At 71.2% G+C, this 19,366-nt stretch carries 18 protein-coding genes and 1 tRNA gene; 12 read left to right on the forward strand and 7 right to left on the reverse strand.

From position 1 onward, the window contains the following. Positions 1–181 precede the first annotated feature (181 nt). Positions 182–1,096 carry an AraC family transcriptional regulator gene (locus KVS71_RS20370; RefSeq protein ID WP_060922010.1) on the reverse strand — a complete coding sequence of 305 codons (915 nt, stop codon included), beginning with the start codon at positions 1,094–1,096 and terminating at the stop codon, positions 182–184. 136 nt (positions 1,097–1,232) lie between these two features. On the opposite strand from KVS71_RS20370, the gene KVS71_RS16695 reads away from it, so the two are divergent. Further along, complete coding sequence (locus tag KVS71_RS16695) at positions 1,233–2,132, forward strand: alpha/beta fold hydrolase (RefSeq protein WP_217585068.1); 900 nt, start codon at positions 1,233–1,235, stop codon at positions 2,130–2,132. On the opposite strand, the gene KVS71_RS16700 is transcribed toward KVS71_RS16695, so the two are convergent. Continuing rightward, entirely contained in the window at positions 2,104–2,577 is a 474-nt protein-coding gene (locus KVS71_RS16700) for an Lrp/AsnC family transcriptional regulator (protein WP_217585069.1), read from the reverse strand. The genes KVS71_RS16695 and KVS71_RS16700 overlap by 29 nt on opposite strands. A gap of 171 nt (positions 2,578–2,748) precedes the next feature. Here KVS71_RS16700 and pdhA point away from each other — a divergent pair, with 171 nt between their 5' ends. The 3 genes from pdhA to KVS71_RS16715 are packed head-to-tail and all read left to right on the forward strand — an operon-like array spanning position 2,749 to position 6,256. Further along, positions 2,749–3,864 carry a pyruvate dehydrogenase (acetyl-transferring) E1 component subunit alpha gene (pdhA, locus tag KVS71_RS16705; RefSeq protein ID WP_217585080.1) on the forward strand — a complete coding sequence of 372 codons (1,116 nt, stop codon included), beginning with the start codon at positions 2,749–2,751 and terminating at the stop codon, positions 3,862–3,864. A 2-nt stretch (positions 3,865–3,866) separates the two neighbouring features. Then, a complete protein-coding gene (locus tag KVS71_RS16710; RefSeq protein ID WP_105949812.1) occupies positions 3,867–4,877 on the forward strand; it encodes an alpha-ketoacid dehydrogenase subunit beta in 1,011 nt (336 codons plus the stop codon). Next, entirely contained in the window at positions 4,874–6,256 is a 1,383-nt protein-coding gene (locus tag KVS71_RS16715; RefSeq protein ID WP_217585070.1) for a dihydrolipoamide acetyltransferase family protein, read from the forward strand. The genes KVS71_RS16710 and KVS71_RS16715 overlap by 4 nt, the downstream gene beginning before the upstream one ends. Here KVS71_RS16715 and KVS71_RS16720 read toward each other — a convergent pair. Beyond that, positions 6,249–6,851 (reverse strand): TetR/AcrR family transcriptional regulator, encoded by a 603-nt coding sequence (locus KVS71_RS16720; RefSeq protein WP_217585071.1) that lies wholly within the window; start codon positions 6,849–6,851, stop codon positions 6,249–6,251. The two genes, KVS71_RS16715 and KVS71_RS16720, sit on opposite strands and share 8 nt — an antisense overlap. 111 nt (positions 6,852–6,962) lie before the next feature. On the opposite strand from KVS71_RS16720, the gene KVS71_RS16725 reads away from it, so the two are divergent. From KVS71_RS16725 to KVS71_RS16745, 5 genes are read left to right on the forward strand one after another with little or no spacing between them, the layout of a single operon-like run. Continuing rightward, the gene (locus tag KVS71_RS16725; protein ID WP_254635887.1) at positions 6,963–8,516 is read left to right on the forward strand and encodes a carboxyl transferase domain-containing protein; all 1,554 of its coding nucleotides are present in this window, start codon (positions 6,963–6,965) and stop codon (positions 8,514–8,516) included. Between the two features lie 5 nt (positions 8,517–8,521). Then, positions 8,522–10,456: a biotin carboxylase N-terminal domain-containing protein gene (locus KVS71_RS16730; RefSeq protein ID WP_217585073.1), complete on the forward strand. Its 1,935-nt coding sequence runs from the start codon at positions 8,522–8,524 to the stop codon at positions 10,454–10,456. After that, complete coding sequence (locus KVS71_RS16735) at positions 10,456–11,604, forward strand: acyl-CoA dehydrogenase family protein (RefSeq protein WP_060922614.1); 1,149 nt, start codon at positions 10,456–10,458, stop codon at positions 11,602–11,604. Before KVS71_RS16730 ends, KVS71_RS16735 begins: the two co-directional genes overlap by 1 nt. 9 nt (positions 11,605–11,613) lie before the next feature. Continuing rightward, complete coding sequence (locus tag KVS71_RS16740; RefSeq protein ID WP_217585074.1) at positions 11,614–12,102, forward strand: MaoC family dehydratase; 489 nt, start codon at positions 11,614–11,616, stop codon at positions 12,100–12,102. Continuing rightward, positions 12,099–12,905 carry a CoA ester lyase gene (locus KVS71_RS16745; protein WP_217585075.1) on the forward strand — a complete coding sequence of 269 codons (807 nt, stop codon included), beginning with the start codon at positions 12,099–12,101 and terminating at the stop codon, positions 12,903–12,905. The genes KVS71_RS16740 and KVS71_RS16745 overlap by 4 nt, the downstream gene beginning before the upstream one ends. A gap of 8 nt (positions 12,906–12,913) precedes the next feature. On the opposite strand, the gene KVS71_RS16750 is transcribed toward KVS71_RS16745, so the two are convergent. Further along, on the reverse strand, positions 12,914–13,501 hold the full coding sequence (locus tag KVS71_RS16750; protein ID WP_217585076.1) for a histidine phosphatase family protein: 588 nt from the start codon (positions 13,499–13,501) through the stop codon (positions 12,914–12,916). Further along, positions 13,498–14,337 (reverse strand): Sir2 family NAD-dependent protein deacetylase, encoded by an 840-nt coding sequence (locus KVS71_RS16755; protein ID WP_217585077.1) that lies wholly within the window; start codon positions 14,335–14,337, stop codon positions 13,498–13,500. The genes KVS71_RS16750 and KVS71_RS16755 overlap by 4 nt, the downstream gene beginning before the upstream one ends. 65 nt (positions 14,338–14,402) lie before the next feature. Between KVS71_RS16755 and KVS71_RS16760 the strand changes: the two genes are divergently transcribed. Then, on the forward strand, positions 14,403–15,209 hold the full coding sequence (locus KVS71_RS16760) for an RNA methyltransferase (protein WP_217585078.1): 807 nt from the start codon (positions 14,403–14,405) through the stop codon (positions 15,207–15,209). Between the two features lie 9 nt (positions 15,210–15,218). On the opposite strand, the gene KVS71_RS16765 is transcribed toward KVS71_RS16760, so the two are convergent. Beyond that, the gene (locus KVS71_RS16765; protein WP_060922605.1) at positions 15,219–16,046 is read right to left on the reverse strand and encodes an SGNH/GDSL hydrolase family protein; all 828 of its coding nucleotides are present in this window, start codon (positions 16,044–16,046) and stop codon (positions 15,219–15,221) included. 146 nt (positions 16,047–16,192) lie between these two features. Here KVS71_RS16765 and KVS71_RS16770 point away from each other — a divergent pair, with 146 nt between their 5' ends. Both KVS71_RS16770 and KVS71_RS16775 read left to right on the forward strand, forming a co-directional pair. Beyond that, positions 16,193–17,935: a DEAD/DEAH box helicase gene (locus KVS71_RS16770; RefSeq protein ID WP_136052804.1), complete on the forward strand. Its 1,743-nt coding sequence runs from the start codon at positions 16,193–16,195 to the stop codon at positions 17,933–17,935. A gap of 130 nt (positions 17,936–18,065) precedes the next feature. After that, on the forward strand, positions 18,066–19,163 hold the full coding sequence (locus tag KVS71_RS16775) for a VIT1/CCC1 family protein (RefSeq protein WP_217585079.1): 1,098 nt from the start codon (positions 18,066–18,068) through the stop codon (positions 19,161–19,163). Positions 19,164–19,266: 103 nt separating this feature from the next. Here KVS71_RS16775 and KVS71_RS16780 read toward each other — a convergent pair. Then, positions 19,267–19,349: transfer RNA gene (locus tag KVS71_RS16780), tRNA-Leu, on the reverse strand. Positions 19,350–19,366 lie beyond the last annotated feature (17 nt).

Consider the following 19,366-nt stretch of genomic DNA (forward strand, 5'->3'; position numbering starts at 1 on the left):
AGCCGACCTTCGCGGCGGGGGCTGCGGGAATGTTCATGGCGCTCCTTGGGAACGTTGGGGGAAGACGGCAGACCGCTCCCGGGGATACTTGGACTGTAGCCAATTTGCGCACGACATCGTGCGCATCAGGGCGACGCGCCGTCTGGTGCGAACAGAGTATGCGCGCGGTGTCAGTCGGCCGTCACAGTGCGGTCAGGACGGGCGGATTCCCGTACGCCTCGCGATACGCCACGGCGAACCGGGAGACGTTGCTGAAGCCCCACCGGCGCGCGATCGCGGACACCGATGTGCCCTTGCCGTGTCGCAGATCCCGATGCGCGCCGTCGAGCCGGGCGCGCCGCAGGGCTTCGTTCGGGGTCATGTCGAGCGCGCGGCGGAAGGCATATTGCAGACCCCGGGTGGACATGTAGGCCGCCGCCGCGACGTCGTCCACCGTGATGGGCAGGTGTGCGTTGTCCTCGATGAAGGCGAGGGCGCGGCGCACCGAGGCGGGTGCCGCGGAGCGTTGGGCCGGACGGTGCAGCGACTCGCTGAAGGTGGTGGGGAACGCCGACATCGTCAGCAGGAGGGCGTGGCGCTCGAGTTCGGCGGCGATGAGCGGGTCGGTCCCGTCCGCTCCGAACGAACCGTCGATGTAGGAGAACATCCGCTCCCACCGCGCTCCGTCCTCGCGTGTGTGCGGAGCGAGCCCGGTGGCGCGGAGCTCGAGGCGGTCGTCGCCGGTGATCTGCCTGATCGAGTCGCGGGCCGCCGCGCGATCGAACACGAGAGCACGGACGCGGGCGACCTGGTTCCACTTCGCCTCGACCCGGACGCCGTCCGTGAGCCATGGCTGACCCGCGTCGAGCCCTTGCCGGCCCGACCAGATCCGGGCATCGGCGGCATCGACCCGACACACCAATAGCTGATCCTCCGGCTCGGCACGGGAGTGCACCTGGGCCGCGAGCTGATAGCGGACGAGCGACATGGACGCCGCCTCCACCGAGCGCCAGTCGAAGCGGAACCGGCGGGGGTCCACGTCCTGGAGGGTCGCCGAGGGCACGAACTGCTGCCAGGTGGACTCCACCTGCTCGATGTCCGTGGACGTGAACTGCACCGACACTCCTTGCTGGGCCTCGTCCGGGCGGCCGGGGCTTCTTGGACACTAACGCACGCCACTGACAAGACGGTGGGGACGCCCCGGGGGTATCCGCTGGGAAGGCGGGAGTGCCGAGTCCTCTTAGACTCGGACCATGAGTGTGCCTTCTCCGTATGCGGAGCGATTGAGCCGGATTCCGGTGCAGCGCCAAGAGGTGGAGGTGCGCGGCGGAACGACGGCGTACTGGATCTACGGTCCGGAGGACGCCGAGACGACCGTCATCGCGGTTCACGGCTTCCGAGGCGAGCACCACGGCCTCGAGTCGGTCCTCGCCTTCCTTCCGGAGCTCCGCGTGCTCGCGCCCGATCTGCCCGGGTTCGGGGAGTCCGCGCCGCTGCCCGGTCGGCGCCACGACCTGCAGGAGTACGCGGGGTGGTTGACCGACTTCGCCGCGGCCACGGCGCCGGGTGCCGTCATCCTCGGCCATTCCTTCGGCTCCATCGTGAGCGCGGCCGCCGTGGCCGGAGGACTGGAGACGCCGCGGCTGATCCTCGTGAACCCCATCGGCGCACCGGCGCTCGAGGGGCCGAAGGGGATCATGACCCGGCTGGCGGTGCTCTACTACGCGCTCGGCGCCAAGCTCCCGTCGCGTATCGGGACCGCGCTCCTGCGGAACCGGGTGATCGTCCGCGTGATGAGCATGACCATGGCGAAGACGCGGGATCCGGAGCTGCGCCGCTTCATCCACGACCAGCACGACACCTACTTCTCGCGATTCTCCGATCGCGACGTGCTGCACGACGCCTTCGTCGCGAGCGTCTCGCACGACGTCAGGGAGTTCGCCCCCGCGATCGACGTCCTCACACTCTTGATCGCCGCACAGCGCGACGACATCACCCCGATCGAGGCGGAACGGAAGCTGGTGACGCTCTTCCCCGACGCGTCTCTCGTCGAGATCGCCCAGGTGGGTCACCTGATCCACTACGAGACCCCGGCGGAAGCAGCCGGGGCGATCCGTCGGTTCCTCAGGATTCCCGTCGCGCGAGGCCGATGAGCCCGGCCACCCGGAACGGGATCACCTCACCCATGGCGAGCGAGGTCTCGGTCCGCTCCACACCCTCGATGGAGAGGATCCGGGCGTCCGTGTCGAACAGATGACGGGCGTCGCGGCACGCCACGCGCGCCAGCAGGTCGATGGAGCCGCTCAGACCGTGCGCCTGGACGACCTCCGGGATGCGCGCCAGCTCGTTGATGATGCGGGGGAGCTCGGTCTGGCGGACGCCGATGCTGACGAACGCCTGCAGCGGGAACCCGAGGATGTCGGGGGAGAAGGCGCGCTCGTAGGAGAGGAAGACGCCACTCTGCTCCAGCCGGGCCATCCGCGCCTGAATGGTGTTGCGCGACAGGCTCATGCGTTCGGCGAGAGCGACGATCGTCACGCGCGGGTCGTCGGCGAGCGCGGCGAGAAGCTCCAGGTCGATCCGGTCCAGTCCAGGCATAGTGCCAAACCCTAGCAGCACGTCATTGGAGAAAAATGAGCAACATGCTCAATCGGCGTTCAGTTGCTTGAGCGAGGTGTTGACCGGACGTACCCTCAGACCATGCCGGTGATGACGCCGGCTCCATTGTGCGTCGCCCCACGAGGGCCGCCAGGGACGAGGAGGACGATGATGTCGCCGCAGACCACCCCCATCGCGGACACCGCCCAGGATCTGGAGCTCTCGGAGCGGATCCTCGCTCCGGACGGGACGCGCGTCGCGAACGCCCGCCTCGACCCGTTCGTCGCCGATGTCGACGCCGCGCAGCTGCGCGCCCTCCATCGCGACATGGTCATCCTCCACCGCATCGACGCTGAGGGCGTCGCACTGCAGCGCCAGGGTCAGCTCGGGCTCTGGGCACCCTGCCAGGGACAGGAGGCCACGCAGATCGGCACCGCCCGGGCCCTCGATCCGCAGGACTACGTCTTCCCGAGCTACCGCGAGACCGGCGTGATCTACGCCCGGGGCGCCGAGCCCGGCGACTACGTGCGCATGTGGCGCGGCGAGGAGGGGGCGGCCTACGATCCCGCCGCCCTGCGGGTCGCTCCGCTGCAGATCATCATCGGCGCCCAGACCCTGCACGCGGTCGGCTACGCCCTCGGCATCCGGCACGAGAACGCGCCGGAGGTCGCCGTGACCTACTTCGGAGACGGGGCCACCAGTCAGGGGGACGTGAACGAAGCGATGATCTTCGCCGCGTCCTACCAGGCGCCGGTCGTGTTCGTCTGCCAGAACAACCACTGGGCCATCTCCGAGCCGGTCGCGGTGCAGTCGCAGTACCCGATCGCGGGACGCGCCCCCGGATTCGGGATCCCGAGCCTCCGCGTGGACGGCAACGACGTCCTCGCGTGCCTGGCGGCGATGCGCTGGGCGCTGGAGCACGCGCGCTCCGGGAAGGGGCCGGCCTACATCGAGGCGGTGACCTACCGGATGGGTCCGCACACCACCGCGGACGACCCCACCAGGTACCGGGACGAGGCCGAGCTGGAGTCGTGGCGGCGCCGCGACCCCATCGCGCGCATCGAGGCGTACCTCCGCGCCACCGGCGACCTCACCGCGGAGCACGTCGCCGAGACGCAGGCGGCTGCGGACGCCGTCGCCAAGGAGATGCGGGCGACCTGCCTCGGCATGGTCACGCGTCCGCCCCTGGCGGTCTTCGACGGCGTCTACGCCGAGCCGCACACGGGGCTGGAGCGGCAGCGCGACGAGTACGCCGCCTATCTCGCGTCGTTCGAGGGCGAGGCGTGACCATGACGGAGCTCACTCTCGGCAAGGCGCTCGGCGCCGGTCTCCGCCAGGCGATGCGCGACGACGAGAAGGTCGTGCTCCTGGGGGAGGACATCGGCAAGCTCGGCGGCGTCTTCCGGATCACGGACGGCCTCCTCGACGAGTTCGGGGCAGCCAGGGTCATCGACACGCCTCTCGCGGAGTCCGGGATCGTCGGCACGGCCGTCGGCCTCGCGTTCCGCGGCTACCGCCCGGTCGTCGAGATCCAGTTCGACGGGTTCGTCTACCCGGCCTTCGACCAGATCGTCTCCCAGGTCGCGAAGCTGCACTACCGCACCCAGGGGCGTGTGAAGATGCCGATCACCATTCGGATCCCCTGGGCCGGTGGCATCGGTGCCGCGGAGCATCACTCCGAGTCTCCGGAGGCGTACTTCGCGCACACCGCCGGCCTGCGGGTCGTCGCCGTCTCGAACCCGGAGGATGCCTATCGGAGCCTCCGGCAGGCGATCGCGTCGGACGACCCCGTCGTGTTCTTCGAGCCCAAGCGGCTCTATCACCACAAGGGCGAGGTCGACCTCGAAGCCCCGCTCGCGGACGCGCCGCCGATGGGACTCGCGCGGGTGGTACGCCCGGGCACCGACGTCACCGTCCTCACATACGGGGCCATGGTGAGCACCGCCCTGCAGGCGGCGGAGGCCGCGGAAGACGAGGGCATCGCCCTGGAAGTGATCGATCTGCGGTCGCTCTCGCCGGTGGACTACGACTCCGTCGCCGCCTCGGTGCGGAAGACCGGGCGTGTGGTCGTGGCGCATGAGGCCTCCCGGGAAGCCGGACTCGCCGCGGAAGTCATCGCGAGCGTGACCGAACGCTGCTTCGAGTACCTGGAGTCCGCCCCGCTGCGGGTCACCGGCCACGACGTGCCGTACCCGCCGGCCAAGCTCGAGAAGTACCACCTTCCGGACCTCGACCGGATCCTCGATGCGGTCGACCGCGTGATGGATCGCCCGCACAGCCTGACGGGAGCTGACGCATGATCGCCGAATTCCGTCTTCCGGACCTCGGCGAAGGTCTCACCGAGGCCGAGGTCGTGCAATGGCTCGTCGCGCCCGGCGACAGCGTCGCGCTGAACCAGACCCTCGCGGAGGTCGAGACCGCCAAAGCGGTCGTCGAGCTGCCGTCGCCATACGAGGGCACGGTCTCGACCCTCCACGCGGACGCGGGAGAGACCGTCGCCGTGGGAGCGCCGCTGATCGCCTTCGACATCGAGGGCGACGACCCTCCGGCGGCGCCGTCCGGTGGCGAGCAGGAGTCCTCCGCGGAGAAGGCGCAGCCGAACCTCGTGGGCTACGGCGCCGCCCCGACCTCGAGCGGGCGCCCCGCGCGCCGGGCGCGACGCCGAGGCGCTGCTGCCGACGTGGCCTCGGTGGCCGACACGGCCGTTCTCGAGGCGGCACCGCACGATGCGACGCCATCGGTCGCGGTCGAGCCCGTTCTGGAGCGACCACGGTCCACCCCTCCAGTGCGCGCCTACGCCAAACGACAGGGCGTCGACCTCGTCCTCGTCGCCGCCGCCGTCGGGGACCGTGTGATCACGAGAGCGGATGTGGATGCCTACGCCGAGCGCGTCGGAGCGGAGCCGTCACGGCCCGCGGGGACGTCTGAGCGCGAGACCACCGCGGCCTCCGGAATCCTCCCGCGCGCGGAGGGGAGGCCGCGGGAGACGCGCATCCCGATCCGCGGGGTCCGCAAGCACACGGCGGCGGCGATGGTACAGAGCGCCTTCACCGCCCCGCACGTCACGGTGTTCCACACGGTCGATGTGACCGCGACCATGGAGATGCTGGCACGCCTCCGCGAGGACCGAGCGCTCGCGGAGCACCGGATCGGCCCGCTCGCCGTCGTCGCGAAGGCGGTCTGCCTCGCCCTGCGCCGTGCTCCGGGCCTGAACGCGCGATGGGATGAGGAGTCCGGGGAGATCGTCGAGTACGGCTTCGTCGACCTGGGCATCGCCGCCGCGACCGACCGTGGTCTCATCGTGCCGATGATCCGGGACGCGGAGCGGATGAATCTGGTGGAGCTGTCCGCAGCGATCCGTGCGCTCGCGGAGACCGCGCGTGCGGGGAAGACCTCGCCGGCCGAACTCGCCGGAGGTACGTTCTCACTGTCGAACATCGGGGTGTTCGGGGTGGACGCCGGAACGCCGATCCTCCCGCCGGGGCAGTCCGGCATCCTCGCGGTCGGCGCCGTGCGTCGGCAGCCGTGGGAGTACCGCGGGGAGATCGCGCTGCGTCAGCTCATGACCCTGAGCCTGTCCTTCGACCACCGCCTCGTGGACGGGGCCGAGGGCGCGACGTTCCTCAAGGACGTGGCGGACATCCTCGAGGATCCGGGGCGGGCGATGCTGCTCAGCTAGCGGCGCGCAGCGCGGCCTCGGCCATCGCGACCAGCACGGTCGCGGTGGCCGTGTGTCTTCTCGTCGCGGCGCGGGTGCTGTGCGGGGTCGAGTTGATGAGACCGAAGCACGCCTGCACGCGCAGCCGCAGTTCGTCGCGGTCGATGGGCTCCGGACGATCGAGGGCGGCGAGCGCATCCATCCAGAGCTCGATGTAGGCGCGCTGCAGGCGACGGACCTCGGCGCGGTCGTCGTCGTCGAGGAAGGCGAGGTCGCGGTCCTGCACCTGGATCACCTCGGCGTTGCCCAGCGCGAACTCGACATGGAAGCGGATGAGTCCGCGCATCCGCTCGTCGGCTGCCGTCGTCTCCGCGGACACGCGTCGTCCGCCCGCGACGAGATCCTGACTGACCTTGACCAGGACCGCGCCGAGAAGGGCCTGCTTCCCGGCGAAGTGGCGGTACACCGCGGGGCCGGACACGCCGACGGCGGCGCCGATGTCCTCCAGGCTCACGCCGCTGTACCCGCGCGCGGCGAAGAGCCGTGCCGCGGCGTGCAGAAGCGCGTCGGAGCGTTCCGCCTTGGCGCGGTCGCGGGCGGTGGCGGGGCTTGTCATCTCAGTTAATCCTCGCTAACCTGAATCGACGGGTTAGTGAACACTAACCGAGAATGCATGCAGCGCGCCAGGTTCCCGCCCGGCGCGACGTGGGTCGAGGAGGACGTCACGATGCCGGCAACCCAGGAAGCGCTCGCCCAGCAGCTCCGCGACCGTCTCGCCGCGGCAGCGCAGGGCGGGCCGTCCGCCTCCCGTGAGCGCCACGTCGCCCGCGGCAAGCTGCTGCCGCGCGACAGGGTGGCGCGCCTCCTCGATGAGGACAGTCCGTTCCTCGAGGTCGCGCCGCTCGCGGCCGACGGCCTGTACGGCGGCGAGGCACCCGGGGCCGGTGTCATCGCGGGTATCGGCCTGGTCCACGGCCGGCACGTGATGGTGGTCTGCAACGACGCCACCGTGAAGGGCGGGACCTACTATCCGCTCACCGTGAAGAAGCATCTGCGGGCGCAGGAGATCGCCCTCGAGAACCGCTTGCCCTGCCTCTACCTCGTCGACTCGGGTGGCGCCTTCCTTCCTCGCCAGGATGAGGTGTTCCCGGATCGGGAGCACTTCGGACGGATCTTCTTCAACCAGGCGCGGCTGTCCGCGCAGGGCATCCCGCAGCTCGCGGCGGTCCTCGGCTCGTGCACGGCCGGAGGCGCCTACGTTCCGGCGATGAGCGACGAGACCGTCATCGTCCGTGGACAGGGCACGATCTTCCTGGGCGGGCCGCCGCTGGTGAAGGCGGCGATCGGCGAGGTGGTCACGGCGGAGGAGCTCGGGGGAGGGGAGCTGCACGCCCGTCGCAGCGGCGTCGTGGATCACCTGGCCGACGACGACGAGCACGCCCTGGAGATCCTCCGCGACATCGTCGCCACGCTGCCGCCGCCGCTCGCCCCGGCCTGGGACGTCGGGGAGAGTCGTGCCCCGGCGGAGGCCGGCTCCCTGTATGACGTCGTTCCGGTGGACGTCAACGCCTCCTACGACGTGCGCGAGGTCATCGCGCGCCTCGTCGACGGCGACACCTTCCACGAGTTCAAGGCCGAATACGGCACCACCCTGGTGACGGGCTTCGCGCGGCTGCACGGCCACCACGTCGGCATCGTCGCGAACAACGGCGTCCTGTTCAGCGAGTCGGCGCTCAAGGGTGCGCATTTCATCGAGCTCTGCGATCAGCGCGGCATCCCGCTGCTCTTCCTGCAGAACATCACCGGCTTCATGGTCGGGTCTGACGCGGAAGCCGGTGGCATCGCGAAGGACGGGGCGAAGATGGTCACGGCCGTCGCGACCACCCGCGTCCCGAAGCTGACCGTCATCATCGGCGGCTCCTTCGGAGCGGGCAACTACTCGATGTGCGGACGTGCGTACTCTCCGCGGTTCCTGTGGACCTGGCCGGCGAGTCGGATCTCGGTCATGGGCGGAGCACAGGCCGCCTCGGTGCTCGCCACCGTGAAGGACGACCAGCTGTCGGCGCGCGGCGAGTCGTGGACCGCGGAGGAGCGGGCGGCGTTCGAGGAGCCGATCCGGGCGCAGTACGAGGAACAGGGCGAGCCGTACTACGCGACCGCGCGGCTGTGGGACGACGGCATCGTCGACCCGGAGCAGACCCGCGACCTCCTGGGCCTCGCTCTGGACGTCGTCGCCCGCAGCCCCCTGCCCGAGCCGCGCTTCGGCGTCTTCCGGATGTGAGCCCCATGTCGCACTCGCCTTCCCTCTCGTTCTCCTCGGTCCTCGTCGCGAACCGCGGGGAGATCGCGCGCCGGATCATCCGGACCCTCCGCGACCTCGGCATCCGCAGCATCGCGGTCTACAGCGACGCGGACGCGGACGCGCCGCACGTCCGCGAGGCGGATGCCGCCGTGCGGATCGGTCCGGCACCGGCCGCGGAGTCGTACCTCGACATCGATGCCGTCATCGCGGCGGCTCGTGCCTCCGGAGCGGAGGCCGTCCATCCCGGCTACGGATTCCTCTCCGAGAGCGTCGGGCTCGCGGAGGCGTGTGCGGAGAGCGGCATCGTCTTCATCGGCCCCACCGTCGAGGCTCTGCAGATCATGGGCGACAAGGCGCGAGCCCGTAAGCACGTGAGCCGCAGCGGCGTGCCCGTGGTGCCGGGCTTCGACGCGCGCGGGCTGTCCGACGCGGAGATCCGTGAGGAGGCGGAGGCGGTCGGATTCCCCCTCCTCGTGAAGCCGAGCGCCGGCGGGGGCGGGAAGGGCATGGAGGTCGTCGCCGACAGCACGGGTCTGGCGAGCGCGCTCAGCTCCGCCCGACGGGTCGCGGCATCTGCCTTCGGCGACGACGCGCTCATCCTGGAGCGTCTCATCCGCCGACCGCGACACATCGAGGTGCAGGTGTTCGGCGACGTCCACGGCACCGTCGTGGCGCTCGGCGAGCGCGAGTGCACGCTCCAGCGGCGTCATCAGAAGGTGATCGAGGAGGCGCCGTCCGCCGGGATCCCGTCCGCGACCCGCGACCGGCTGCTCGCAGCGGCGGTGCGGGCAGCGGAGAGCGTCGCCTACGTCGGGGCCGGCACCGTGGAGTTTCTCGTCGACGCGGACGCCCCGGAAGACGTCTTCTTCATCGAGATGAACACCCGGCTGCAGGTGGAGCATCCGGTGACCGAGGAGGTCACCGGACTCGACCTCGTCGCGCTGCAGCTGCGCATGGCCGATGGACAGCCGCTCGACCTCGAGCCCTGCACGACCGGCCATGCCGTGGAGGCGCGGGTGTACGCCGAGTCGCCGGAACGCGGGTTCCTCCCCTCGACGGGGACCGTGGTGCTCTTCGAGGCGCCTCCGGGTGTCCGGGTGGATGCGGCCGTCGAGTCCGGGAGCGTGGTGAGCGGGTTCTACGACCCGATGATCGCGAAGGTCATCGCGTGGGCGGAAGACAGGGAGACGGCGCTGCAGCGCCTGGACGACGCTCTCGCGCGCACCGTGGTGCTCGGCGTGGAGACCAACATCGCGTTCCTGCGCCGGCTGCTCCAGGACCGCCGTGTGCGCGAGGGAGACCTCGACACCGGCCTCATCGAGACCCTGCTCCCGCTCGCACCGATGCCTCCGTCGGCGGCGCAGCTCGCGGCGGCCGCCGGCGTGGTGCAGAACCGCCCCGAGGCGGTCACCGCGCGGGAGGGAGCCGGCCCGCTGTGGCAGAGCCTTCCGGGATGGCGTCTCGGGGCCGCGCCGCACGCCCCCGAACCCGTCACCCTGCTCACCGACGACGACGAGATCGTGCGCGCGACGCCGCCCCTGATGCGCTCCGACCGGGTGCACGCGGCCCGCGACGCCGAGGGCGCGATATGGGTCAGCGAGGAAGGACGGACGCTCCGGCTGCGTCCCCTGGACCGCCGCGGCCGGATGCGCAGGCGCCTCGCCGCCGCGGAACGCGAGGCCAGGGTCTCGGAACCAGAGGCGCGCGCGCCCATGCCCGGCGGCGTCGTGGCCGTTCACGTCGAGGACGGGGCGGCGGTCCGGGCGGGAGCGCCTCTCGTCGCGATCGAGGCGATGAAGATGGAGCACCCCGTGCTCGCGCCGCACGACGGCGTGGTGCGGCTGCTGGTCGCGGTCGGCGACCAGGTGCGGCGCGACCAACCGGTCGCCCGCGTGACGATGACGGAGGAGGACCGATGATGCACGATCTCACCGAGGAGGAGCGCGAGCTCGCCGCGATGGTACGCGAGTTCGCGGACACGGTCGTCGCGCCGCAGTCGTACGAGGCGGATCGCACGCACACGCTCTCCATGGAGGTCGTGCGGCAGATGGGCGAGCTCGGCCTCTTCGGACTGCCTTTCCCCGAGGAGTACGGCGGGCAGGGCGGCGACTACATGGCGCTGGGCCTCGCGATCGAAGCCCTGGGGCGCGTCGATCAGTCGATCGCGATCACCCTGGAGGCGGGGGTGAGCCTCGGAGCCATGCCCGTCTTCCGCTTCGGCACCGAGGAGCAGAAGCGCGAGCTGCTGCCGGATCTCCTCGCCGGACGCGCCCTGGCCGGGTTCGGGCTCACCGAGCCCGAGGCGGGAAGCGATGCGGGGGCGACGCGGACGACGGCGCGGCTCGACGGCGACGAGTGGGTGATCGACGGCTCCAAGCAGTTCATCACCAACTCGGGCACTCCGATCACCCGGTTCGTGACGGTCACCGCGGTCACCGGCCAGAGCGAGGGGCGCAAGGAGATCTCGACGATCATCGTCCCGAACGGAACTCCGGGATTCACCGTCGAACCGCCCTACGACAAGGTGGGGTGGAACGCGTCGGACACCCATCCGCTGACGTTCGACGGAGCGCGGGTGCCGGCGGACAATCTCCTTGGCGAGCGGGGGAGCGGGTTCCGCAACTTCCTCAGCATCCTGGACGAGGGCCGCATCGCGATCGCCGCTCTGTCGACCGGCGCCGCGGAGGGGTGCCTGGAGGCGGCGGTCGAGTACGCCAAGAGCCGCACCATCTTCGGCAGCGCCCTCAGCACGCGGCAGAACGCCCAGTTCACGCTGGCACGGATGCGGGCGCGCGTGCACACCGCGCGGCTCGCCTGGCACCACGCCGCACGCCTCCGTGACGCCGGAGAGGCGTTCGCCGAGCAGGCGGCGATCGCGAAGCTCGTCGCGGGCGAGGCCGCGATGGACAACGCCCGTGACGCGACGCAGATCTTCGGCGGCAACGGGTTCATGAACGAGTTCCCGGTGGCGCGCCACTACCGTGACTCCAAGATCCTCGAGATCGGCGAGGGGACCACGGAGGTCCAGCTCCTCGTGATCGCCAGGGCGCTCGGGCTCGCCCGGTAGCGTGGAGGCATGACCATGCGCGAGATTGTGCAGCGCGGCCTGTACTACGAGGAGTTCGAGACCGACGTCCGGTACGTGCACCGCCCCGGTCGCACGGCCACGGAAGCGGACAACGTCCTCTTCACGACGCTGACGATGAACACCCAGGCGCTGCATCTGGACGCCGCGTTCGCCGATGCCCAGGAGCCCTTCCACGCGCGCCTCATGAACTCCATGTGGACGCTGTCGACGATGGTGGGCTCCTCCGTCGCCCAGCTGACACAGGGGACGCTGGTGGCGCAGCTCGGCCTCGGCGACATCGCCTTCCCGCATCCGCTGTTCGCCGGGGACACGCTCACGACCGAGAGCGTCGTCGTCGACAAGCGGCTCTCGTCGTCCCGCCCCGGTCGGGGCATCGTGCAGATCGCGCACACCGGACGCAATCAGGACGGCACCGTGGTCGCGACCGCCGTCCGCACGGTGCTGGTGCGCTGCCGGCCAAAGGAGGACGCCGCATGACCTTTGACCTCGGCCCTGCCCTGCTGTTCTGCCCGGCGGACCGCCCGGAGCGCTTCGCGAAGGCCCAGGAACGGGCGGATGCCGTGATCCTCGACCTGGAGGACGCCGTGCTGCCGGAGGCGAAGAGCGAGGCCCGCGAGAACATCGTCGCCGCGGACCTCGACCCCGCGCGCGTCATCGTGCGGGTGAACGCCCCGGACTCCGCGGCCTTCGCGGACGACCTCGAGGCGTTGGCTCGCTCGCCGTTCCGGACCGTTATGGTGGCGAAGACGGAGAGCGCGGAGAGCGTGGACGCCTTCGACGCGGACTACTCGCTCCTCGCCCTGTGCGAGACGGCGCGCGGGATCCATGCGGCGCCCGAGATCGCCGCGCACCCGGCGGTCGCCGGACTGATGTGGGGCGCGGAGGATCTGGTGGCCTCCCTCGGCGGCACCTCGTCCCGCAACGCGGAGGGTCGCTACCGTGACATCGCGCGCTACGCCCGTTCCCGGGTGCTCCTGGAGGCCGGTGCGCACGGCAAGGCGGCGATCGACGCGGTGCACGTCGACATCGGCGACACCGCGGGGCTCGAGCGGGAGGCGGAGGATGCGGCGGCGTCCGGGTTCCGGGCGACGGCATGCATCCATCCGAGTCAGGTCGCGGTGATCCGGGCGGCGTATGCCCCGGACGCCGAGACCGTGGCATGGGCGCGCGAGGTCCTCGCCGCTGCGGCGCAGGAACGCGGTGTGTTCCGCTTCCAGGGGCGCATGGTGGACGAGCCCGTCCGGCGCCACGCGCGCGCCGTGGTCTCCCGCGCCGGCTGACCGTCCCGTCAGAGGACGGGCGTCTCCTCGAGCAGCCGGAGGTAGCCGAGTGCCGCGACGAACCGGTGCGCGGAGCCGTTGCGCAGCACCTCGCCGTTCCGGGGGAGCGTGCCGCCGGAGACGTGGTCGATGACGGCGCGGATGACGCCGCCGTGGGTCACCACGAGCACCGACTCCGCCTGCGGCGCCGACCTCCGCCGGGCGTCGCGCGCGATGCGGTGCAGCGCGGCGATGGCGCGGACGCCGACCTCGTGCAGCGACTCCGCCCCCGGGACCTCGGCGTGCCAGTCGCCGTAGGTCGAGATGTAGTCGGGGACGAGCATGCCCTCCCCGTCGCCGAACTCCCGCTCCCGGATGTCGGGGACCACGCCCGCGATCTCCAGGCCCAGACGCTCCGCGATGATGCCGGCGGTCTCGCTCGCCCGCACGAGCGGGCTCGTGTAGACGGCATGGTGCGTCGTGCCGGCGAGCTTCTCCGCCGCCCACCGTGCGTCCTCGCGCCCCGTCTCGTTCAGAGGGATGTCGGTCGACCCCTGGATGCGGCGGGCGAGGTTCCAGTCGGTCTGACCGTGGCGGATGAGGGTGAGATAGGTCACGAGAGCATCTCCTGCAGGGCGGGGAGCACGTCGCTGGTGCCGGCGGCGATGGTGACATCGGCCCAGGCGTCCGCGCGGGTCGGCTCGCGATTGACGATGATCAGGGGGATGCCACGCCGACGCGCACGGTTCACGAGCCGCACGCCGGAGTTCACGACGAGAGAGGAGCCGGCCACGATGAGCGCATCGCTGGAGCGCAGCAACGACTCCGCGGCACGGAAGCGGTCCTGCGGCACGTACTCTCCGAAGAACACCACGTCGGGCTTGAGCATGCCCTCGCACACGGTGCAGCTCGGGATCACGAAGCCCTCGGTGCTCTCCGGGAGCACGTCGCCGTCCGGGGCCAGCGCCACGTTCTCCGGAACCGTGATCCAGGGATTGCGCTCCTCGATCTGCACGGCGATGTCGCGACGGTCGAACACCTGGCCGCAGTGCAGGCAGAGCACGCGGCGCATGGTCCCGTGCACCTCGATGACGTGCGAGCTGCCCGCGCGGAGGTGCAGGCCGTCGACGTTCTGCGTGATGACGCCCGAGACCACGCCTCTGGACTCCATCTCCGCGAGGGCTCGGTGGCCGGGATTCGGGGCGGCCTGGGCGAAGGCGCGCCACCCGAGGTGCCCGCCGACCCAGTAGCGACGCCGCGCCGCCTCGTCGCCGAGGTAGGTCTGGATCGTCATGGGATCGCTACGGGTGCGCGCCCCCTCGCCGCGGTAGGCGGGGATGCCCGAGTCGGTCGAGATGCCGGCGCCGGTGAGGAGGGCGATCCGCTTGCCGCGCAGCAGGTCGGCGGCGTGGGAGAGTTCGGCCGACGGCTCGGCGGTGTTCGTCACGCTCACAGGACCTCCTCGCTCGAGTCTACGGGGCGTGGGGTGGGCGAGAACCGGGATGGCAGAGTGGAGCGGTGGACCTCGAGCATGTGACCGACATCGACGACCCGCGGCTGGACGACTACCGCAGCCTCACCGACAGCGCCCTCCGCGCCGTCCGCGAGCCCGCGGAGGGACTCTACATCGCCGAGACCGCCAAGGTGATCGAGCGTGCGCTGGCCGCTGGGCACGAACCCCGATCGGTGCTGGTCTCGGCCCGGCGCGTCGACGAGGTACGGCGCATCCTGGGGGACCGCGTCGTCCCGGTGCTCGTGGTCCCGGACGAGGTCGCGGAACAGGTCACCGGCTATCAGGTGCACCGAGGGGCCCTCGCCGCGATGCACCGCCCGGCTCTGGCGCCGGTCGCGGACGTGGTGCGCGACGCACGGCTGGTACTGGTTCTGGAGGACCTCGGCGATCACACCAACGTCGGTGCGGCCTTCCGTGCCGCCGCCGGGTTGGGGGCGGATGCGGTGCTGGTGTCGGCGCGCTGCGCCGACCCGCTCTACCGTCGCAGCGTCCGGGTGAGCATGGGCACGGTGTTCCAGGTGCCCTGGACCCGGATCGACGAGTGGTCCTCGGCGGTCTCGGATCTTCGTGAGCAGGGCTTCGACATCGCCGCCCTCGCACTCAGCGACACAGCCGTGGATCTCCGGCTGTATGCGGCACAGCGGCCGGAGAGGGTGGCGCTGCTCTTCGGCGCGGAGGGAGACGGTCTGACGCGGACCGCCCTCGACAGTGCGGACACGGTGGTGACGATCCCGATGGCCGGCGGCGTGGATTCGCTCAATGTCGCCTCGGCCGCCGCCGTGGCGCTGTGGGCACTCGCTCCCGTGGAGTGAGAGTGCGCGTCACTCCTTGCCAGGGAGGATGACCGGTGAGGGCTCGGGACGCTTCGCCGCGATGTGGTCGCCGGAGGACTGGTGACGGAGACGACGGAGCACCCAGGGCACGAGGTGCTCCCTCGCCCAGCCGAGGTCCTCGCCGCGGGCGGCGCGCCACGTGCGCAGGGGCAGGGGCTCGGGCTGCATGGCCTCGAGGTCGTTCGGCACGTTGAGGGCGCGGAGCACCATCCGCGCGACCTCGTGGTGGCCGAGCGCGTTGTAGTGGAGGCGGTCGTCGTCGAAGAAGCGGGCGTCCTGCACGACCTTCAGCGCCCACTGGTCCGCGACGATGCAGTCGTGCCGCTCCGCGATCGCGCGGACGTTCTCGTTGTAGATCGCGACCTTGCCGCGGAAGGGACGGAAGACCGGCGTGAACCCCGTGTCAATGCCGGTGAAGAGGATCACCGCGGCACCGGTGGACGACAGGCGCGCCACCGCGTCTTCGAGCTGAGCGGCGATGGCATCCGGGTCGGTGCCGGGACGGATGACGTCGTTGCCGCCGGCGCAGATCGAGATGAGGTCGGGGTGCAGCGCGACGGCGGGCTCCACCTGATCGGCGACGATCTGCGCGATGAGCTTCCCTCGGACGGCGAGGTTGGCATAGGCGAAATCGTCGACCTGCTGGGCGAGCACCTCGGCGACGCGATCGGCCCAGCCGCGGTGACCCCCGGGGGCCGCCGGGTCCGGGTCTCCGATGCCCTCGGTGAACGAGTCGCCGATCGCGACGAACCGGCGCCAGGGGTGCGGGGTCTCGTTCGCGACGTACGGGGTCCTGGTCGATTCCTGATCGCTCATCCGGCTCTCCTTCGCGAAGGCGTGCGCGCACGATGGTGACCGCCGCGCAGTGACCGAGCCTACCCGTGCCGGCGTTCAGGAGGGGGGACGCGCGCGGCGTCGCGGCGGATGCCCCGGTGTCGGTGGGAGCGATTATCGTGGAGTCGATGCTCTCTCCGTCCTTCCCTCAGCGCGCCCCGTGGGGAACGGCGAACAAGCTGCGGGCATGGCAGCAGGAGGCTCTGGACGCGTACTTCCAGGCCGACCAGCGTGACTTCCTCGTGGCCGCCACACCGGGCGCCGGCAAGACCACGTTCGCGCTCACCCTCGCGGTCGAGCTCATGCGCATGGGGGAGGTGAACCGCGTCATCGTCGTGGCCCCCACGGAGCACCTGAAGACGCAGTGGGCCGATGCCGCCGCGCGCGTGCACATCCGTCTCGACCCGCGCTTCCGCAACAGCGACTGGGCTCCGGCACGGCACTATCACGGGGTCGTGGTGACGTATGCCCAGGTCGCCGCGAAGTCGTCGGTGCATCGCCACCTCACCGAGGACGCGAAGACCCTGGTCATCCTCGATGAGGTGCACCACGGCGGCGACGCCCTGAGCTGGGGCGACGCGATCCGGGATGCCTACGGGCCGGCGAAGCGCCGACTGCTGCTCTCCGGGACCCCGTTCCGGAGCGATACGGCGCCGATCCCGTTCGTGGAGTACCTCCCGGACGAGACGGGGGCGCGGGTCTCCAGCACCGATTACGCCTACGGCTACGGCCGCGCTCTCGCGGACGGCGTCGTCCGTCCCGTGCTCTTCCACATGTACGCGGGGAAGATGCGCTGGCGTACGAGCGCCGGGGACGAGCTCGAGACCCACCTCGGGCAGGACAACACGAAGGACGTCACGTCGCAGGCGTGGCGCACGGCCCTCGACCCCGAGGGCGACTGGATGCCGGCCGTGCTCTCCGCCGCCGACCGCCGCCTCACCGAGATCCGGCACCACATCCCCGACGCCGGCGGACTCGTGCTGGCCACGGATCAGACCGTCGCCCGGGCCTACGCCAAGATCCTGCACAGCATCACGCGCGAGCAGCCGACGATCGTGCTCTCCGATGACGCCACCGCGTCCGAGCGGATCGAGAAGTTCTCCGAGGGCACCGCCCGGTGGATGGTCGCGGTGCGCATGGTGTCGGAGGGCGTCGACGTGCCGCGGCTCGCCGTCGGCGTCTACGCGACGTCGTCGTCCACCCCGCTGTTCTTCGCCCAGGCGATCGGCCGCTTCGTGCGCGCCCGCCGTCGCGGAGAGGCGGCGAGCGTCTTCCTCCCGCACGTCCCCGTGCTGATGAAGCTCGCGAACGAGATGGAGAAGCAGCGCGACCACGCGCTCGACCGGCAGTCCAAGGACGACGATGGCCTCGACGACTCGCTGCTGGAGAGCGCGAACCGCGAGGACGAGGCCTCCGACGCCCTGACCCAGGAGTTCAGCTACCAGGCGATCTCCTCCGTCGCGCACTTCGACCGCATGGTGTTCGACGGCAAGGAGTTCGGTCAGCTCGCCGAGCCGAACACGCCCGAGGAGGAGGAGTTCATCGGCTTCCCCGGCCTGCTCGAACCCGAGCACGTGCACGAGCTCCTCATGCAGCGGCAGGCCCGCCAGTCCCGGCATCGCGAGGTCCGGGAGGCCCAGGCCGAGCCGACGCAGACCACGACGCTGCCCGCACCGCTGCACCGAACCCTGCGCGAGCAGCGCCAGCTCCTGAACAGCCTGGTGGGCCTCTACGCGCGGCAGTCGGGCCAGCCGCACGGTGCCGTCCACGCCGAACTCCGTCGTATCTGCGGCGGCCCGGCGGTGGCGCAGGCGACCGTGACGCAGCTGCAGTCCCGCATCGAGGTACTGCGTAAACGCGTCCGCTCCTGAGGGCGGTTTCGGCGCCGCTTCGGATCCCCGAAATGCTGGCAATCCGGGCCAGGACGCGGCCTTCGCGACACCCCGCGGATAGCGTGGAACGGTTGCCCGGACGCCGGGCACCGTGACACCTGGAGGTTCCATGACAGCCCCTGCCGCAGCCGATTCCACGGCCGCCGATCGACGGCGCTGGGCTCGCTATCTCGTCGAGGAGCGCGCCGAGGGCGCCGTCTATCAGCGCCTCGCGGCCCGCCGGTCGGGGGAGGAGCGGGCGATCCTGCTCGGGCTCGCCGAGGCCGAGCGCCGGCACGAGAAGCACTGGCTCGACCTTCTGGGCGGCGAACCGACGCGCCTGCCGCGGGCGGGAATCCGTTCCCGCTTCCTGGGGTGGATGGCCGGGCGCTTCGGCTCGATCTTCGTCCTCGCCCTCGCCCAGAGTGCCGAGGCCCGCTCCCCGTACGACGCCGAGCGCTGGGCCACCCCGGCCATGCGCGCCGACGAGAAGGTCCACCACGAGGTCGTCCGCGGCCTCGCCGCGCGGGGCCGTCGGCGCCTCTCGGGCTCCTTCCGCGCGGCCGTCTTCGGGGCGAACGACGGCCTCGTCAGCAACCTCGCCCTGGTACTCGGGATCGGCGCCACCGGCGTGAGCTCCGGCTTCGTGCTGTTCAGCGGTATCGCGGGTCTCCTCGCGGGCGCGCTGTCCATGGGAGCCGGGGAGTTCGTGTCGGTGCGATCACAGCGGGAACTCCTTACCGCCACCGAGGCGAACGAGGACGCCGCGGCGGCAGCGGCCGACCTCGACATCGACGAGAACGAGCTCGCGCTCGTGTACCGCGCCCGCGGCATGGACCACGGTGAATCCCTCGCCAGGGCCCGCCGCATCGTGCAGGCCGCCCAGGAGGGCGTCCGCCGGGCAGCCACGGGGCCGGTGGCCGTCCAGGGCGGGGACGCGCACGAGGTCGTCGGCAGCGACTGGACGGCGGCCATCTCCAGCTTCCTCCTCTTCGCCTCCGGCGCGATCATCCCCGTCCTGCCCTGGATCTTCGGCATGGAGGGCACCGCGGCGATCGTGCTCGCGCTCGTGCTCGTCGGCGTCGCGCTGCTCAGCACCGGTGCGATGGTCGGCGTGCTCTCCGGAGGACCGCCGCTCCGGCGGGCCCTTCGGCAGCTCGCGATCGGCTTCGGCGCGGCGGCGGTGACCTACGCGCTGGGTCTGCTCTTCGGGGTCGGCGCGGTGTGAGGGCGGTGCGGTCCCGCCTCCCGCGGGCCCGCACCGGATCACCGCGACCGCAGCGGGAACGACGAAGGCCCCGGATCCGTGGATCCGGGGCCTTCGCTCTCTGTGCGCGGGGGGGGACTTGGACCCCCACGCCCTATCGGGCACTAGCACCTCAAGCTAGCGCGTCTACCATTCCCCCCCCCGCGCCGGTGGTGGATTTGGTC

The sequence above is a fragment of the Microbacterium sp. GbtcB4 genome (assembly GCF_019091465.1).
GTDB classification, from domain to species: domain Bacteria; phylum Actinomycetota; class Actinomycetes; order Actinomycetales; family Microbacteriaceae; genus Microbacterium; species Microbacterium paraoxydans.

Coding starts and splice junctions, on each gene's coding strand:
- KVS71_RS16695 (WP_217585068.1), top strand. CDS start 1,233: ATGAGTGTGCCTTCTCCGTATGCGGAGCGATTGAGCCGGATTCCGGTG.
- KVS71_RS16700 (WP_217585069.1), bottom strand. CDS start 2,577: ATGCCTGGACTGGACCGGATCGACCTGGAGCTTCTCGCCGCGCTCGCC.
- pdhA (WP_217585080.1), top strand. CDS start 2,749: ATGTCGCCGCAGACCACCCCCATCGCGGACACCGCCCAGGATCTGGAG.
- KVS71_RS16710 (WP_105949812.1), top strand. CDS start 3,867: ATGACGGAGCTCACTCTCGGCAAGGCGCTCGGCGCCGGTCTCCGCCAG.
- KVS71_RS16715 (WP_217585070.1), top strand. CDS start 4,874: ATGATCGCCGAATTCCGTCTTCCGGACCTCGGCGAAGGTCTCACCGAG.
- KVS71_RS16720 (WP_217585071.1), bottom strand. CDS start 6,851: ATGACAAGCCCCGCCACCGCCCGCGACCGCGCCAAGGCGGAACGCTCC.
- KVS71_RS16725 (WP_254635887.1), top strand. CDS start 6,963: ATGCCGGCAACCCAGGAAGCGCTCGCCCAGCAGCTCCGCGACCGTCTC.
- KVS71_RS16730 (WP_217585073.1), top strand. CDS start 8,522: ATGTCGCACTCGCCTTCCCTCTCGTTCTCCTCGGTCCTCGTCGCGAAC.
- KVS71_RS16735 (WP_060922614.1), top strand. CDS start 10,456: ATGCACGATCTCACCGAGGAGGAGCGCGAGCTCGCCGCGATGGTACGC.
- KVS71_RS16740 (WP_217585074.1), top strand. CDS start 11,614: ATGACCATGCGCGAGATTGTGCAGCGCGGCCTGTACTACGAGGAGTTC.
- KVS71_RS16745 (WP_217585075.1), top strand. CDS start 12,099: ATGACCTTTGACCTCGGCCCTGCCCTGCTGTTCTGCCCGGCGGACCGC.
- KVS71_RS16765 (WP_060922605.1), bottom strand. CDS start 16,046: ATGAGCGATCAGGAATCGACCAGGACCCCGTACGTCGCGAACGAGACC.
- KVS71_RS16770 (WP_136052804.1), top strand. CDS start 16,193: ATGCTCTCTCCGTCCTTCCCTCAGCGCGCCCCGTGGGGAACGGCGAAC.
- KVS71_RS16775 (WP_217585079.1), top strand. CDS start 18,066: ATGACAGCCCCTGCCGCAGCCGATTCCACGGCCGCCGATCGACGGCGC.